The organism is Allosphingosinicella vermicomposti (genome assembly GCF_003012815.1).
In the GTDB taxonomy this organism is placed as follows: Bacteria; Pseudomonadota; Alphaproteobacteria; order Sphingomonadales; family Sphingomonadaceae; genus Allosphingosinicella; species Allosphingosinicella vermicomposti.
In genome coordinates this window covers 460954-475625 of record NZ_PXYJ01000002.1, presented here as the reverse complement: position 1 = coordinate 475625, position 14672 = coordinate 460954, and the positions used below count along the sequence as shown (strand labels likewise).

At 63.3% G+C, this 14672-nt stretch carries 17 protein-coding genes and 1 tRNA gene; 8 read left to right on the top strand and 10 right to left on the bottom strand.

From position 1 onward, the window contains the following. Positions 1 to 5 precede the first annotated feature (5 nt). Genes C7I56_RS08175 through C7I56_RS08165 form a run of 3 tightly spaced genes read left to right on the top strand, consistent with a single transcriptional unit; the run spans position 6 to position 2364 of the window. Positions 6 to 500, top strand: a complete 495-nt coding sequence (locus C7I56_RS08175; RefSeq protein ID WP_106640082.1) for a DUF2141 domain-containing protein — start codon at positions 6 to 8, stop codon at positions 498 to 500. A gap of 2 nt (positions 501 to 502) precedes the next feature. After that, positions 503 to 1474 (top strand): diacylglycerol kinase family protein, encoded by a 972-nt coding sequence (locus tag C7I56_RS08170; RefSeq protein ID WP_106640081.1) that lies wholly within the window; start codon positions 503 to 505, stop codon positions 1472 to 1474. Next, the gene (locus C7I56_RS08165; RefSeq protein WP_106640080.1) at positions 1471 to 2364 is read left to right on the top strand and encodes a hypothetical protein; all 894 of its coding nucleotides are present in this window, start codon (positions 1471 to 1473) and stop codon (positions 2362 to 2364) included. Before C7I56_RS08170 ends, C7I56_RS08165 begins: the two co-directional genes overlap by 4 nt. Here the strand turns inward: C7I56_RS08165 and C7I56_RS08160 are convergent. From C7I56_RS08160 to C7I56_RS08135, 6 genes are all read right to left on the bottom strand, one after another. Then, positions 2321 to 4330 carry an ATP-binding protein gene (locus C7I56_RS08160; RefSeq protein WP_106640079.1) on the bottom strand — a complete coding sequence of 670 codons (2010 nt, stop codon included), beginning with the start codon at positions 4328 to 4330 and terminating at the stop codon, positions 2321 to 2323. The genes C7I56_RS08165 and C7I56_RS08160 overlap by 44 nt on opposite strands. Before the next feature lie 206 nt (positions 4331 to 4536). Then, complete coding sequence (gene spt / locus C7I56_RS08155; protein ID WP_106640078.1) at positions 4537 to 5739, bottom strand: serine palmitoyltransferase; 1203 nt, start codon at positions 5737 to 5739, stop codon at positions 4537 to 4539. 130 nt (positions 5740 to 5869) lie between these two features. Beyond that, positions 5870 to 6121 carry an acyl carrier protein gene (locus C7I56_RS08150; RefSeq protein ID WP_106640077.1) on the bottom strand — a complete coding sequence of 84 codons (252 nt, stop codon included), beginning with the start codon at positions 6119 to 6121 and terminating at the stop codon, positions 5870 to 5872. A gap of 196 nt (positions 6122 to 6317) precedes the next feature. Continuing rightward, positions 6318 to 7223 (bottom strand): NAD-dependent epimerase/dehydratase family protein, encoded by a 906-nt coding sequence (locus C7I56_RS08145; RefSeq protein ID WP_106640076.1) that lies wholly within the window; start codon positions 7221 to 7223, stop codon positions 6318 to 6320. Positions 7224 to 7251: 28 nt separating this feature from the next. Beyond that, a complete protein-coding gene (gene obgE / locus C7I56_RS08140) occupies positions 7252 to 8286 on the bottom strand; it encodes a GTPase ObgE (protein ID WP_106640075.1) in 1035 nt (344 codons plus the stop codon). Positions 8287 to 8469: 183 nt separating this feature from the next. Next, the gene (locus tag C7I56_RS08135) at positions 8470 to 9063 is read right to left on the bottom strand and encodes a TetR family transcriptional regulator (protein ID WP_106640074.1); all 594 of its coding nucleotides are present in this window, start codon (positions 9061 to 9063) and stop codon (positions 8470 to 8472) included. Between the two features lie 43 nt (positions 9064 to 9106). Between C7I56_RS08135 and C7I56_RS08130 the strand changes: the two genes are divergently transcribed. Further along, the gene (locus C7I56_RS08130) at positions 9107 to 9964 is read left to right on the top strand and encodes a metal-dependent hydrolase (RefSeq protein ID WP_106640073.1); all 858 of its coding nucleotides are present in this window, start codon (positions 9107 to 9109) and stop codon (positions 9962 to 9964) included. Positions 9965 to 10067: 103 nt separating this feature from the next. Here the strand turns inward: C7I56_RS08130 and C7I56_RS08125 are convergent, their stop codons facing one another. The 4 genes from C7I56_RS08125 to hspQ all read right to left on the bottom strand — a co-directional run bounded on the left by C7I56_RS08125 (position 10068) and on the right by hspQ (position 12146). Continuing rightward, entirely contained in the window at positions 10068 to 10625 is a 558-nt protein-coding gene (locus C7I56_RS08125) for a GNAT family N-acetyltransferase (RefSeq protein ID WP_106640072.1), read from the bottom strand. A gap of 172 nt (positions 10626 to 10797) precedes the next feature. Further along, positions 10798 to 11067 carry a 50S ribosomal protein L27 gene (gene rpmA / locus C7I56_RS08120; protein ID WP_106640071.1) on the bottom strand — a complete coding sequence of 90 codons (270 nt, stop codon included), beginning with the start codon at positions 11065 to 11067 and terminating at the stop codon, positions 10798 to 10800. Between the two features lie 44 nt (positions 11068 to 11111). After that, positions 11112 to 11549 (bottom strand): 50S ribosomal protein L21, encoded by a 438-nt coding sequence (gene rplU / locus C7I56_RS08115; RefSeq protein ID WP_106640070.1) that lies wholly within the window; start codon positions 11547 to 11549, stop codon positions 11112 to 11114. A 216-nt stretch (positions 11550 to 11765) separates the two neighbouring features. Beyond that, positions 11766 to 12146 (bottom strand): heat shock protein HspQ, encoded by a 381-nt coding sequence (hspQ, locus tag C7I56_RS08110; RefSeq protein ID WP_245409637.1) that lies wholly within the window; start codon positions 12144 to 12146, stop codon positions 11766 to 11768. Positions 12147 to 12262: 116 nt separating this feature from the next. Between hspQ and C7I56_RS08105 the strand changes: the two genes are divergently transcribed. From C7I56_RS08105 to C7I56_RS08090, 4 genes are all read left to right on the top strand, one after another. Beyond that, positions 12263 to 12352 (top strand) — tRNA-Ser (locus tag C7I56_RS08105). 66 nt (positions 12353 to 12418) lie between these two features. After that, entirely contained in the window at positions 12419 to 12814 is a 396-nt protein-coding gene (locus C7I56_RS08100; protein WP_245409636.1) for a DUF2946 family protein, read from the top strand. A gap of 128 nt (positions 12815 to 12942) precedes the next feature. Continuing rightward, on the top strand, positions 12943 to 13281 hold the full coding sequence (locus tag C7I56_RS08095; protein WP_106640069.1) for a TonB-dependent receptor: 339 nt from the start codon (positions 12943 to 12945) through the stop codon (positions 13279 to 13281). A gap of 8 nt (positions 13282 to 13289) precedes the next feature. Beyond that, the gene (locus tag C7I56_RS08090; RefSeq protein WP_245409635.1) at positions 13290 to 14621 is read left to right on the top strand and encodes a PepSY-associated TM helix domain-containing protein; all 1332 of its coding nucleotides are present in this window, start codon (positions 13290 to 13292) and stop codon (positions 14619 to 14621) included. Positions 14622 to 14672: the final 51 nt, after the last annotated feature.

Genomic DNA, 14672 nt, shown 5'->3' with positions numbered 1-14672 from the left:
TGGTCATGTTCAAACTGATGTCCCTCGCCGCAGCGGCTATGCTGCTTGCGGTTCCGGCCGCGGCGCAGAGTGCCGTCGGCTCCGACGCGGCATCGTGCAACAGCGGCAACGGCCCTGCCGTTCTCGTCAATGTCAGCGGCCTCAAGAACAATGTCGGCAAGGTGCGGGTCCAGCTTTACGGCAGCAATCCGGCCGATTTCCTTGCCAAGGGCAAGAAGATGCGCCGGGTAGAAGTGTCCGCGCGCGGATCATCCATGCCGGTCTGCATCGCGGTGCCCAAGGCCGGCCGTTATGCGATCGCGGTACGGCATGACGCCAATGGCGACGGCAAATCGGGCTGGAGCGATGGCGGCGGCTTTTCTGGCAACCCCAATTTATCCCTGACCAATTTGAAGCCAGCTTACAGCAAGGTCGCGTTCAACGCCGGCGAAGGCGTGACGCGGATCAACGTCGTGATGAACTATCGCAACGGCCTTTCGATCAGGCCAGTCAAGGGATAAGAATGGCTAGAGTCGCGCTCCTTTCCAATCCGCGGTCGACGGGAAATAAGTCCCTGCTGCCGGAGGTGCGGAGCTTTTGCGCGCGGCACGAAGACATCTTCCATTATGAGGTGGAAGATGTGAGCCAGATCGGCCTTGCGCTGCGAACTATTGCTCGTGTCGATCCCAAGGTGCTGGTCATCAACGGCGGCGACGGCACGGTTCAGGCAGCCCTGACCGAACTTTACCAAGGCGGGCATTTTGGCGATGCCCCGCCGCCGGTCGCCGTTCTTCCCAACGGCAAGACCAACCTGATTGCCCTCGATCTCGGCGCTGTGGGCGATCCGCTCACCGCGCTTGAACGGGTACTGGAAATCGCCCGCGCCGATCTTGCGCCGCATATCGTCTCACGCGAGCTGATTTCCTTGTCGGGTGGCGCAGCGGCGCGGCCTGTGCTCGGCATGTTTCTGGGCGGCGCGGGATTGGCCGATACGATCCTGTTCTGCCGCCACAAAATCTATCCTTTGGGCCTTCCAAACGGGTTTAGCCACGCGTTGACGGCATTGGCTTTGTTTCTGTCCCTGTTCCTGGGCCTGCGCTTCGCCTTCCTGCCGCCGCGCCCGAAGCCGGTCACGATTTCCGTCATGCGGCAAGGCCAGATCCAGGGACGCTTCGCCTTCATGATGGTAACGACGCTGGAGCGGTTGCTGCTCGGCGGCCATACGCCCCAAGGCGGCGGCAAGAAGGGTGCGCTTCAGATGCTGGTTGTCGAGGGCCGTTTTGCCGCCATGGCCCGGGCGGGCATTGCCGCGATCATGGGCAAGCTCGGCCGCCGTCACTTGACCGGCGTCCATGTCCAGCGCGGCGACGAAATCTTGATCGAGGGCGATCATTCCAGCGTGATCCTCGACGGCGAATTGTTTGAGGCGAATGACGGCGCGCCGATCATCCTCAAACATACCGCGCCGGTGCCTTTTCTCCGCCTCGCGGCGTGACCCCGGCCCTGACGTCCCTCGTCGCGGCGGAGCTTGCCGAGCCCGTCCAGCCGCGCGTTGCAGCGATGGCTGAGGCGATCGCGGCCCTCTATCCGGGTGCGGCTCGTGCCGTTCTCTTCTACGGCTCCTGCTTGCGCACTGCCGAGCTCGATGGGCAGATGCTCGATTTCTACCTGATCGTTTCGGATTATCGCGCCGCTTATGGCCGCCGATGGCTGGCGACGGCGAACAGCCTCATCCCGCCCAATGTCTTCCCTTTCGAACATCATGGGCTCGCCGCTAAATATGCGGTGCTGAGCGAGGCGGATTTTCAGCGCGAAACCGGTTTGGACGCCCGAAGCGTTTCGGTCTGGGCCCGCTTCGCGCAGCCCGCACGCCTAGTGTGGGCGAAAGATGATGAAGCGCGACAGAAGGTGGTCGAAAGCGTCGCGCAGGCTGCACCCACCTTGTTCGAGTTCACCCTGCCAATGATCGCGGATAACGCAGAACCGGCGCCGGATGATGTGTGGAAGCGCGGTTTCGCATTGACCTATGGCGCGGAATTGAGGGCCGAGCGAAAGTCGCGCTCATCTGACGTCGTCGAAGCGGACCGGTCGCGCTACGAACAATTCGGCAAGGCCGCCCTTGAGACCGTCAGACGGAACACGCTCCCTTCCCATGACATCATGACGCGGCGGTGGCGGAAGATGCAGCGAAAGGGGAAGTGGCTGTCCGTCCTGCGTCTTGCCAAGGCGAGCTTCACCTTCGCAGGCGGCATCGATTATCTCGCATGGAAGATCAATCGCCACGCCGGGACGAGCATCCGCATCCGCCCCTGGCATCGCAAAGTACCGCTCGTCGCGGCGTTTATTCTGCTGCCTCGGTTGCTGAAGGGACGGGCAATCCGCTGACCCGGCGGGCGAGGGCGGCCTGGACGGCGCTCGCGAGGACCGGGATCGTGAACGGCTTTCGTACGATATCGTAGCCCGCCAGCTCGTCCGCATCGCCGGCTTCGCCAACAAATCCGGTGACGAACAGCAATGCGACATGGGGATATAGCTCGGCAATGGCGCGCGCGAGCTGCGGCCCCGTCATTTCCGGCATCATCACGTCGGTGATGACGAGTGCGATATCACGCCGTCGCTCAAGAATTGCCAAAGCTTCCGTGCCGCCCGAACAGGCGACGGGATCATAGCCCAATTCCTTGAGCGCCCCTGTCGTCGCGCGGCTGACGCGGGGGTCGTCCTCCACGACCAATATGGCCATATTGTCGGGCAGGAATTGTGGATCGGCTCCGCCCTCTTGTACCGGCGCCGTAGCGGATTGGCGCAAGGTCCCTTCTTTAGCGCGCGGCAGCAAGATCGACACGATCGTGCCCACTCCCACGTCCGATTGGATGGCGATGTCGCCGCCGGACTGGCGCGCGAACCCGAATATCTGGCTGAGGCCAAGACCGGTGCCCTTGCCGACGGGCTTGGTGGTGAAGAAGGGTTCGGCGACGCGCGCGAGATGTTCGGGCGGGATGCCGCAACCGCTGTCTTCGACGCTGATCCGCACATAATCGCCCGACGGCAGCTTGCCGACTTCACTATCTTTTAGCGCCACCTGATCGACACCGATAATCAGCGTCCCTTCGCCGCCCATCGCGTCGCGCGCGTTGACGCAAAGGTTGAGGATCGCATTCTCAAGCTGGCTGGAGTCCGCCCAAACGTGCCAAGCATCGACCGGTAATCGCGTTTCCACCACGATCCGTTCGCCGATCGCGCGGTCGACCAGGTCCAGCATATTGCGGACGAGCGCTGCGGGCGCGATCCCCTTCGGCAGCAAGGGTTCAGACCGCGCGAAGGCGAGGAGGCGGCGGGTGAGGGCGGCTGCGCGCGTCGCGCCTTCCATCGCGTGATCGATCTGCATCTCCGCCTCTTCACGCGAGACGCCGAGCTTGCGCTTCGCAAGATCAAGGCCGCCGACGATGACGGCAAGCATATTGTTGAAATCGTGCGCGATGCCGCCGGTCAGCTGGCCGACCGCCTCCATCTTCTGCACCTGATGGAGCTGCGCTTCGGCAGCGGCGCGCTCTGCGGCTTCCTCACGCAGCCGCTCGTTCGCCTCGCGAAGCTCGCGCGTGCGTTCGGCGACTGCATATTCAAGGGCGCCCGCGCGGCGAAATTCGTCATCCGCCTCCCGGCGCGCCGCCAGCCATTGCGAGGCGGCGCGGAAGGCCGCAGCGCCCAAGGCGATAGCGGCAATGGCGATGAAAATGCCGATCCAGCTCAGCCAGTTGGTGAGCTGATCGGCTTGCTGCGCGAACATACTGGTTTCGGCCATGCGCTGGCGCAGTGCCTCTTGCTCGTTGCGCGCGATTTCGTCGAGCTTGCCGCGCAGCGCCGGGCCGGTCTTCGACATGCCCGCCTGATAGAAATAGGGGACACCGCCCGCTTCCTTGCCGCGCGCCGCCTGCGCCGCCGCGGTGGCGAGCTCGGCGCCGCGTTCCTCAAACACCTTTTTAAGCTCGTCGACGCGCGTTGCCTGCGCGCCGTCGCGATTGACGAGCTTCTGCAACTGGTCGATCTGCCGCGCGGCGAGGCGCCATTCATTATAATAGATCGTGCCGGTCGTCCGCTGTTCGTCGAGGACGTAACGGCCAAGCGCCGCCTCGGAGCGGGCGATGCTGGCGTCTACCGTGCGGGTGAGCAGCATCACGTCATAGGTATGCCGCTCCCAATCGAGCGCCCGGTCCCGCGCCTGATTGGTCAGCGTGACCATGGTGACGAGGCCGATGAGCGCGAGGGTAGCCAGAATGGCACCGATGCTCGCCCATCCCCGGCGCCAGCCAGCGGATGGCCCCTCGGCCCGGCCGTCCAGATCCTCGTCAGACATCAGCCCACCTTAACCCAAGCGGCTGGCAAGAGAAAGCGGCGGAAAATCCCCGTATTTCTCGATTGGCCTCAATTGGAAGGCGTCTGAACCGCACGTCTAGCCACAAATGCGTCATTCCGGCGAAAGCCGGAATCTAGTCGGGAATTAAGCGCCCTTTTCGTCATGAGACCCCGGCTTTCGCCGGGGTGACGTGGAAAAGGAGGAGCTTAACCAATAACCCCGGCAATCCGCCCCGCATTGGCGAAACGCTCGAGGATCAGATCGACCTGCTCGTCCGTATGCTCGGCGCAGAGCGAGCAGCGCAGCAGGAACATGCCGGCGGGCGTCGCGGGCGGGCGGGCCATGTTCACATAGACGCCCTGTTCGAGCAGAGCCTGCCAGGTCATCACGGCCTTTTCCTGATCGGGAAGGAGGACGGCGATGATCGCGCTTTCGGCTTCCTTGGTCGCGATGTTATAGCCGAGGTCACGCAGGCCCTGGTGGAGGCGCTTGCTGTTCTTCCAAAGGTGCGCGCGCTTATTCTCCGCATGCATGAGCTTGCGGATCGAGGTCGCGGCGGTCGCGACGACGCTCGGCGGCAGCGAAGCGGTGAAGACATAGGGGCGGCAGACGAGGCGCAGCACGTCGAACTTCGGGTGGTTCGAAACGATGAAGCCGCCGACCGTGCCGACCGATTTCGAGAAGGTGCCGATGACGAAATCGACGTCGGCTTCCACGCCCGCTTCCTCGAACACGCCGCGGCCATTGGCGCCGAAAAAGCCCATGCCGTGGGCCTCGTCGACGGCGATCATGGCGCCATGTTTCTTGGCGACCGCGACCATTTCTTTGAGCGGCGCGATGTCGCCAAGCATCGAATAGACGCCTTCGAGGACGACGAGGCGTCCGCCCTCGGCGGGCAGGCGGCCAAGGCGCTTGTCGAGATCTTCGACGCTATTGTGGCGGAAGCGGACGATGTTCGCGTTACCGAGCGCGCAGCCGTCATAGATGGAGGCGTGGCTGTCGGCGTCGAGGATGATGTAATCGTCCTTGCCCGCAATCGTGGACATGAGGCCGAGGTTCGCCTGATAGCCGGTCGAAAAGACCATGGCGTGCTTCGTGCCGTAAAATTCCTTCAGCGCGTCCTCGCACGCCTTATGGCCCTGATAGGTGCCGTTGAGGACGCGGCTGCCCGTGGTGCCGGAGCCAAATTCGTCGAGCGCCTTCTTCCCCGCTTCGATCACGTCGGGATCGAAGGTCATGCCCATATAATTATAGGTGCCAAGGAGGATGGTTTCCTTGCCCTGGATGATCGCCTGCGTCGGGGAAAGCACCCTGTCCATGACGATGGCAAAGGGATCGCGCACGCCCGTGTCGAGCAGGGCCTGACGCTCGGCGATCAGCGGATCGAATTTGGAAAAGAGATCGGTCATCGTTGGGTTCCGAATGTTGAGCTCTCCCCTTCAGGGGAGGGTTGGGTGGGGGCGATCTGCGACGTAGAGTTCAGAGTCTTCCGGAGACATGCCTCACCCCAACCCCTCCCCTGAAGGGGAGGGGCTATGATTATTCTCCGCCGTTGCGGAGATCTTCAACGGCGTTGACGAGCTGGCCAACGGTTTCGATTTCGGCCTGCATGTTCATGGTGATGAGGATGTCGAATTCGTCCTCGATCGCCGCGACGAAATCCATCACGGTCAGGCTGTCCCATTCAAGGTCGCCCGCAAAGGTAGTGGCTTCGGAAAGCTCGACACCCTTCTTGTTGAACGGTGCGATCAGCTCGCCGACCTTGGCGAAGGTTTCATCTCTATCGGTCATGAACAATCCTTATCGTGTCCTGCCGCCCCCTGCCAAGCGATTTGGGCGAGAAAGGGGCGGGGCGGTGACGATGCGCGGAAAGGTAAAGGCTGCCACCCATGCCGTTCGCCCTGAGCGTGTCGAAGGGCTGTCCTTCTTTCCCGTCGAAAGTGAATGGCAAGCCTTCGACAGGCCCAGCCCCAACGGTATCTTTTCCTCAGAGCCAACCCTGCTGGAGATACCATTCAGCTGTGCCCCTAAGACCGGCGGCCGTACCGATCTGGGGTGTCCACAAGCGCTGCGGCGGCCGTTTGTGCGCGGTCACGACCCAATCGGGGTGGCAGAAATAGCGGACGCGGTCGGCGGTAAGCTTGGCGTTTCCGCGCCGGAACAGGCGGTCGAGGGCCGAGGCGCCGTGGAGGACGGGCTTGGGCACCGAAAGTGTCGTTGCGCGGCGGTCGAAGAGGTGGCCGAGGGTACGCGCAAAGTCGCGATGTTCCCAGCCGCCCTCGCGCCCATCGTCAGGCTCGTAGGTCTGGCCGAGGGATTCTGGGCCTTGGGGAAGAGCGAGGATCAGGCGGCACAGGTCCGCGACGTGAATGACCGAGAAATGGCCTGCGGGCGGCAAGGCGACGAAGCCGCGCTTCGCCATCTTGAATAGTTCCAGCGTTTCCCTGTCGCCAGGGCCGTAGACGGCGGGCGGGCGGATGATCGTCCAGTCGAGACCGGAATCGGCGACGACCGTTTCGGACAGCTTCTTCGACCAGCCATAATCGGAGAGATGCGGCTCGCGCGCGGCGAGGGAGGATATGTGGATGAAGCGCCGGACACCAGCGGCCCGCGCGGCTTCGATCATGTTGGCGGTGCCGGTGACATTCGCCTCTTCAAATTGCCGGCGCGTGCCCGCGATGCGCCCGGCGACGTGGATGACCGTATCGGCATTTTCCACGAGGTGCGCGAGGCTGTCGGGCTTATCGAGGGCGCCTTCAACCCAGGCGATGCCATCGGACGAATCCTGAGCGCGGCGGGTGAGGGCGCGAACCTGATGGCCCTGTTCGACGGCCATGCGCAGCAGATGCTGGCCGACGAAGCCGGTGCCGCCGGTAATGGCGAGGGTGGTCACTCAAATCCTCCCCGTACCGAGGAGGGTTTTAGAGGGGCGACCACTTTGTTTCTTCCTCTTCGCCATCTTCGGCATCCAAGGTCTGGATGTGGGCTTGGAGCGCGTCGAGCACCGCATCCAAACCCGCGCCGGTCGCGCCGGACAGACGGAGCGGGCGAACACCGCATTCTGCTTCCAGTTCGTCGGACAGGGCGTCGAGCAGTTCGTCGTCCATCGTGTCGGACTTGTTCAAGGCGACGACTTCCGGCTTGTCGGTGAGGCCCGCGCCATAGGCTTCGAGCTCGCCACGGACGATGGCATAGGCTTCGGCCACATCCTCGGCATTCGCATCGACAAGGTGAAGGAGAACCCGGCAGCGTTCGATATGGCCGAGGAAGCGGTCGCCGATCCCCGCGCCGTCCGCCGCGCCTTCGATAAGGCCCGGAATGTCGGCCATCACGAATTCACGACCGCGATGGCTGACGACGCCGAGTTGGGGCCGCGTGGTGGTGAAGGCATATTCGCCGACCTTCGCTTTGGCGTTGGTGACGGCGTTGATGAAGGTCGATTTGCCCGCATTCGGGAGGCCGACAAGGCCCGCGTCAGCCAGCAGCTTCAGCCGCAGCCAGACCCAAGCTTCCTCAGCGGGCCAGCCGGTGCCGTGCTGACGCGGCGCGCGGTTGGTGGAAGTCTTGTAGCTCGCATTGCCGCGTCCGCCGTCGCCGCCGCGCAGGAAGACTTCGCGTTGGCCGATCTTGGTGAAATCGAGGAGGACATGCTCCTTGTCTTCCGACAGTACCTGGGTTCCGACCGGCACTTTGATGACGAGATCATCGCCGCCCGCGCCGGTCATGTTGGAGCCAGCGCCGCCCTTGCCGCGCGGCGCCTTGAAATGCTGGGTGTAGCGGAAGTCGATAAGTGTGTTGAGGCCGGCGACCGCTTCGAACACGATGTCACCGCCCTTGCCGCCATTGCCGCCGTCCGGTCCGCCATATTCGATGAACTTTTCGCGCCGGAAGCTGACCGCGCCGGGGCCGCCGGAACCGGACTTCACATAGATTTTGGCTTGATCGAGAAAATGCATGTCAGGTCCGGATATAGGATGTCGTTTGATGCGCGCGAGGGTGAGCCCCTCCCCCTTGATGGGGGAGGCCGGGTGGGGGTGATGTTCGACATAGGGCGGTGAATGTCCCCAGCATCACCCCCACCCAACCCTCCCCCCATCGAGGGGGAGGGCTTCGCCTTCACGGGCGGAGTTGCCGGTTCCTTAGCCTGTTGGCGGCGAAGGAGCCACCCCCAAGGCGTGGAGCAGTTGCGCGCGGGCAAGCAAGCGGGCCTTGTCGCGGGGGAGGGAGAGGGCGTCGGCCATGGGGGCTCCGAGGAGGGAATCGCCAAGCGCCGCCAGCACCAGCCACAAGGTCGTCTCATGCACCGGATGGTCGCCGTGGCCGTCGCCGAGCTGATCGACGAGGGCGTGGATGGCGTCGAGAATGGGTTTGAGCGCTTCATGATTGCCGGACAAGATCATCCAGGCGAAGAGGGCGCCGCCGCCTTCCTTGTCGAACGCGTCGAACGTGCGGTCGACGATCTCCCGGGGATCGGTCGTGCCTTCGCGGGCGCGTTGAACTGCGCCTGCAATGCCTGCGATTACCCGCTCGCTGATGTGCCGGGCGAGCGCGCTCTGAAGGTCCGCTGCCGAGCCGAAATGGTGGAGCAGATTGGCGTGCGTCCGGCCCATGCGCGCTGCGACGGCCTTCAGCGTCAGCGCTTGGGGGCCATCCTCGATCAGCAAGGCGCGGGCCGCTTCCAGCGCCGCGGACCGGCTCTCTTCAGGGCTGAGGCGGGACCGGGTTATTGACATTGATGTAAGTATCTCTCATTTTTCGTCTACAAGGAGATACACGATGGCGCGTGATGCGACACCCTCTGACCTGACGATCACCCCGCGCGACCGCCGCTTCGGGCGGCAGGACAAGACCGCGCGCTGGTGGTTGGGCGGCGATCCCGTGGGGACGGCGCTTTACAATGCTTTGTCCGCGACATTTCCGAAGGGGGAAGCCTTCTTTGTCGAGAGCGTGCGAGCCTTCCGCGAGGGCGCGAGTCCGAAATTGGCGGCGGAGATCAAGGCCTTCGTCCGCCAAGAAGTGATGCACAGCCGCGAACATGTAGCCTTCAACAAGCGCGCGGTAGAGGCGGGATACGATCTCAGGCCCTTGGACGAGCAGGTCGACTACCGGCTCGATATCGTGCGGGTGCGTCACCCCATCGCCGCGCTCGCCGCGACCATGGCACTCGAACATTTCACCGCGATCCTCGCCCACGAATTGCTGCGCGATCCGCGGCACTTGGCCGATGCAGATGCCGAATCGGCGGCGCTCTGGCGCTGGCATGCGATCGAGGAGATCGAGCATAAGGGCGTCGCCTACGACACCTGGATGCACGCGACGAGGGATTGGCCGCGCTTTGCCCGTTGGAAGGTGAAGGCGAAGGTGATGCTGCTCGTCACCCACAATTTCCTGGTCGACCGGACGAAGGGGGCCCTGGAACTGTTGCGGCAGGATGGCCTCGCAGGTCCGCGCGTCTGGGCGCGGCTTTTCTGGTTCGCGTTCGGCAATCCCGGGATGATGCGGAAGATATTGGGCGCCTGGGCGAGCTATTTCCTGCCCGGCTTCCACCCCTGGAATCATGACGACCGCGCGCTGATCGAGCGGGAAGAGAAGCGCCTGTCAGCGGCGCGGTCGTCGGAAGAGGTTTACGCTTAACCCGCCGTTCGCCCTGAGCCTGTCGAAGGGCTGCCCTTCATCTTCCCAAAGCAAAAGAAAAGACAGGTCTTCGACAGGCTCAGCCCGAACGGTGTAGTTTTCATCACGCCGCAATCATTTGCGGCACCAGCTTCAGTTTCGGCGCAGCGCGAAAGGTGCGGTCGAAAAGCTTGGCTGGCGACGCTTGGCCACGGCCCTTGCTGAAGCGGCAGGCGAAGTCGCCCGTCGGTTCGAAGCCCAGCTTCTCGAGCACGCGGCCCGAGGCGGGGTTGTCGACGAAATGCGAGGCGATAAGGCGCTTCAGGCGCAGGCCGTCGCGAGCAATCTCGACCACCGCAGCCGCCGCTTCCGTCGCATAGCCCTGGCCCCAATGGTCCTTCGCGATCCAATAGCCGAGTTCCACTTCGCCACAGTCCGTGCGCGCAAGGCCGGTCGCGCCGATCACTTCAGGCGCGCCATCGGTGCGGCGGGTGATGATGAAGCTGGGGAGCGAGGAATCGCGCGTCGCGGCGATGAAGGCCTTGGCGTCGGTCAGATGATAGGGCCAGGGCGCGCTCGCGAGGTTGCGGACAATCGCTTCGTCGGCGATTCCCGCCGCAAGGGCGGTAGCATCCTCGGCCCAGGCGGGGCGTAACAGCAGTCTGTCGGTTCTTGCGAACATGGATTTCCCTCTCTTCCGTTTTGCCGCTCCATTGGCCCGCGAGGGTTACGAAGCGGCGACAGTTTCGAGGGAGAAATAAAAAAGGGAGAAGGGGGTGGCCCTTCTCCCTCGAATTGGTTCTCTGTTGAGCACCGGGGCCACCCCTTGGGGGCAGCCCGTCATCGGCTACCCTTTATTCAGCCGCTTCGTTCCACATATCAATACATACGAACTTGCGACCAAGCTTACCGTCGCGGAACGCCACGCGACCGCCGGTAAGCGCAAAGAGGGTATGGTCCTTGCCCATGCCCACGTTCGCGCCCGGATAATATTTGGTGCCGCGCTGACGCACGATGATGTTGCCCGGAACGACTGCTTCGCCGCCGAACTTCTTCACGCCAAGACGACGGCCTGCCGAATCGCGACCGTTGCGGGATGAACCACCTGCTTTTTTATGTGCCATCTTGCGTCTCTAACTCTTCGAATCTGTCGTGATGTGCGTGAAATTTACGCGGTCTTATCAGCGGCCGGCTTCTTTGTCGCTGCCTTTTTGGTGGCAGCGGCCTTCACCGGAGCTTCCGCCTGAGCGGTCTCGGCAGCGGGCGCTTCCTTCTTGGCGGCGGCCTTCTTCGGCGCGGCAGCTTTCTGATCGCCGATCGCGGTGATGCGCAGGATCGTATACTGCTGGCGGTGGCCGTTCTTGCGGCGGTAATTGTGCCGGCGGCGCTTCTTGAAGACGATGACCTTCTCGCCCTTCGCCTGCGCGATGATCTCGGCAGAGACGGTGAGGCCGGCGGTCGACTTCAGGTCCGAGCCTTCGCCAGCGAGCAGAACGTCGCCCAGGGAAATGGTGTCACCCGCATTGCCTGCGAGCTTTTCAACGGCGATCTTGTCTCCGGCGGCGACGCGATATTGCTTGCCGCCCGTGCGCACGATAGCGAACATGGGCTTTTTCCAATTACCTTAAAGCTAAACCCGCGAGACAAGGCTGGAGCCAAGAGGCCCCGCGGAAAGCCGGGCTGCTACTTGACGAGTCTGTCCATGTCAACTTCTTCCTCTCCCGTCATTCCGGCGCAAGCCGGAATTTCATGACGAGATTGCACCCTCTCGCCCCGAGACCCGGCTTTCGCTGGGGTGACGTGACGCTTGGTGACGTGAGTATCAGTGCCGATGCTCCGCCCGCAGGCGGTAGCGGCCGTCCTGATAGCCTTCGAACATGCCGGGAATCGCCGGATGCTCGACCGGCTCGTCGCTATCGTCCTCCACCAGATTCTGCTGGCTGACATAAGCGACATAGCTCCCATCGCCATTGTCGGCGAGGAGGTGGTAGAAGGGTTGGTCCTTGGACGGACGGATCTCTTCGGGGATGGCCTCATACCATTCCTCGCTATTGGCGAAGACCGGGTCGACGTCGAAGATTACGCCGCGAAACCCGAAGCGCCGATGCTGCACGACCTCGCCGATCGCAAAACGGGCGTGCGTGACGGGCGGCGCCTTCATGGCGGCTGCGATGTCGATGTAGAAGGAATCGGGCCTGTTCATAGGCTCGATTTAGGATTTGCCACGATTTGCGCAAGGAGGACGCTTGGCAAGCCCGTTTCCATCCGTTAGAGGCCGCCCCCGACCAGCCGTGCGGGCACGCCCGCATCGTTCCTCGCGGAGAGGTGGCTGAGTGGTCGAAAGCACCGCACTCGAAATGCGGCATACGGGCAACTGTATCGTGGGTTCGAATCCCACCCTCTCCGCCAGTCTTCCCAGCGATGCTTGCGGCTTTGGAGTGACACGGCCGGAATGCATGGCTAAGTGGCGCGGTCGTGACCGTTTTGCGCCGCTACCTTTTTCAGCATCGCGTGCTGGCTATCTGGCTGGTTGCGCTTGCGTTGGCCATGAAGGCGCTGATCCCGGCTGGCTATATGCCCGCCGCTGACGGCCAAATGATCGTCCAGCTTTGTACGGAATCCGGACCGGATATGATCGTGGTGGCCGTTCCTGGCCTGAAGCACGGCGAAAGCGGACATGAGAGCAAGGCGGATATGCCTTGCGCCTTTTCCGGCCTGGCAGCGCCATTGCTTGGATCGATTCCGCCAGCCCTGATCGCGGCCGCCATAGTCTTCATACTGGCGCTCGGGCTGCGCCCGCTTATCGCGCCAGTCTCGGCGATAACGCCCTTTCTGCGCCCGCCCTTGAGGGGGCCGCCAGCTTTTTCCTGACCCGGCTACCGGTGGAGACGGGTCGTAGCTGCGCTTCGCGCGGCTCACGGCGCTTCCTCATCGCTTGGCCGGAATGACGTCTCGCGCCGCCAAGCGGCGCATCATCATGTCAGGTAAAGAGGCACTACGTGAAAACTCTTCTCGCCGCACCCGTGGCTTCCCTGCGCGCCGAACTGCTCTACAAACATGCGTCGGGCTTTTACGCCGGACCCAATGTCGAATGGGCGCCCGGCCATCATTATGCGGATAATGCCAACGCTCTGGCCGTAGACTCCTACACGCTGTCGAACCTCAAGGCGGGCTATGACGCGGACGCGCATTGGTCCTTCTACATCGACGGCCGCAACCTCACCGATAAGCGTTATATATCGACCGCCGCCCTCGCCGGGGAAGCGAGCGAGGCATCGGAAATCTTCAACCCGGGCACGGGCCGCGCCGTCTTCGGCGGGTTGCGTTACAAATGGTGAGCGGTGGCATGATGGCAATCGATCCCGCGCCCAACACATCGGCAGCGTTCTACCGCACGATCTGGCGCTGGCATTTTTATGCCGGCCTGTTCGTGCTGCCCTTCATCCTGATCCTGTCTGTGACGGGCGCGGTCTATCTGTTCAAACCGCAGATCGATCGTTGGGAAGAGCGCGCCTATCAGGGCCTGTCCCTGGAAGGCACCGTTTCACCCGAACGGCAATTGGAGGCGGCGCTCGCCTCTAACCCCGACGCCCGCTTCCAATATTATCGCTTGCCCGAAGAAAAGGGCGATGCGGCGATGATCCAGATCGGCCTCCCGGAAGGCGGTCAGCGCGACATCTTTGTCTCGCCGCAGGGCAAGGTGCTGGGCGCAATCGAACCCGGCACCCGCATTTCGGACATGGTGGCGCTGATCCACGGCTCGTTATTGCTCGGCACGTGGGGCGACCGCCTTGTCGAGCTGGCCGCGAGCTGGACCATCGTCCTCATCTTCACCGGCCTCTATCTCTGGTGGCCGCGTCCATTCCGGGCGGCAGGCGCGCTCTGGCCGCGCCTCTCGCTGAAAGGAAGGCCCCTGCTCAAGGACATCCATCGCGTCACCGGCTTCTGGATTGCGGGGCTGGTGCTGGTGATGCTCGCGAGCGGGCTCCCCTGGGCGGGCGTTTGGGGCGGCGCCTTCGATTGGGCGCGCACCGAATTGGGCCTGATCGAAGGGCGGCAGGATTGGAAGATCGGCGCCGGGACGGAGCACGATGCGCACGACCATCATGCCGCGGCGGAAGGCGCCCCGCAGGCCGCGATGCCGCCGGGTCTGCCGCTATCCGCCTTCGTCGTCCGTGCGGAGGCGGAGAAGATGGCGCCACCCGTTCTTATTCTCCCGCCCCACACGCCACAGCGTTTCGGCCCGCCCACGGGCGCGGTCTGGACGGTGAAATCGGAAACGCAGAACCGCCCGCTTGCCCGCCAGATCAGCTATGATCCATCCACCGGCGCGGAGGTCGGCCGCAGCGGATTTGCCGACAAGCACGTCATCGACCGCGTCGTGAGTACAGGCATCGCTTGGCATGAGGGGCAGCTTTTTGGCCTTGCGAACCAGCTGCTTGGCCTCGCGACAGCCATCGTCCTCATCGCGCTCAGCCTGGCGGGCGTCCTAATGTGGCTGAAAAGGCGTCCGCATGGAAAGGTGGGCAGCCCGCCAAGCGGAGGGCGCGTCCAGTCCCGCCGCGCCATCGGCGCTGTTACCCTTCTTGCGGTCATCCTGCCGTTATTCGGCGCGTCCCTCCTCCTGCTTCTTATTTTCGATAAAGCGACATCGGCTCTCGCCCGAAGGCGTTCGTGAACGGCTGCGGGAAAAAGCGGGTACGACATCGTCATGTCATTCTTCGTCGCG

Excerpts from the sequence above, each read along its gene's own strand:
- C7I56_RS08175 (WP_106640082.1), top strand. The coding sequence starts at position 6 with ATGTTCAAACTGATGTCCCTCGCCGCAGCGGCTATGCTGCTTGCGGTT.
- C7I56_RS08170 (WP_106640081.1), top strand. The coding sequence starts at position 503 with ATGGCTAGAGTCGCGCTCCTTTCCAATCCGCGGTCGACGGGAAATAAG.
- C7I56_RS08160 (WP_106640079.1), bottom strand. The coding sequence starts at position 4,330 with ATGTCTGACGAGGATCTGGACGGCCGGGCCGAGGGGCCATCCGCTGGC.
- spt (WP_106640078.1), bottom strand. The coding sequence starts at position 5,739 with ATGACCGATCTCTTTTCCAAATTCGATCCGCTGATCGCCGAGCGTCAG.
- C7I56_RS08150 (WP_106640077.1), bottom strand. The coding sequence starts at position 6,121 with ATGACCGATAGAGATGAAACCTTCGCCAAGGTCGGCGAGCTGATCGCA.
- obgE (WP_106640075.1), bottom strand. The coding sequence starts at position 8,286 with ATGCATTTTCTCGATCAAGCCAAAATCTATGTGAAGTCCGGTTCCGGC.
- C7I56_RS08135 (WP_106640074.1), bottom strand. The coding sequence starts at position 9,063 with ATGTCAATAACCCGGTCCCGCCTCAGCCCTGAAGAGAGCCGGTCCGCG.
- C7I56_RS08130 (WP_106640073.1), top strand. The coding sequence starts at position 9,107 with ATGGCGCGTGATGCGACACCCTCTGACCTGACGATCACCCCGCGCGAC.
- C7I56_RS08125 (WP_106640072.1), bottom strand. The coding sequence starts at position 10,625 with ATGTTCGCAAGAACCGACAGACTGCTGTTACGCCCCGCCTGGGCCGAG.
- rpmA (WP_106640071.1), bottom strand. The coding sequence starts at position 11,067 with ATGGCACATAAAAAAGCAGGTGGTTCATCCCGCAACGGTCGCGATTCG.
- rplU (WP_106640070.1), bottom strand. The coding sequence starts at position 11,549 with ATGTTCGCTATCGTGCGCACGGGCGGCAAGCAATATCGCGTCGCCGCC.
- hspQ (WP_245409637.1), bottom strand. The coding sequence starts at position 12,146 with ATGAACAGGCCCGATTCCTTCTACATCGACATCGCAGCCGCCATGAAG.
- C7I56_RS08090 (WP_245409635.1), top strand. The coding sequence starts at position 13,290 with ATGATGGCAATCGATCCCGCGCCCAACACATCGGCAGCGTTCTACCGC.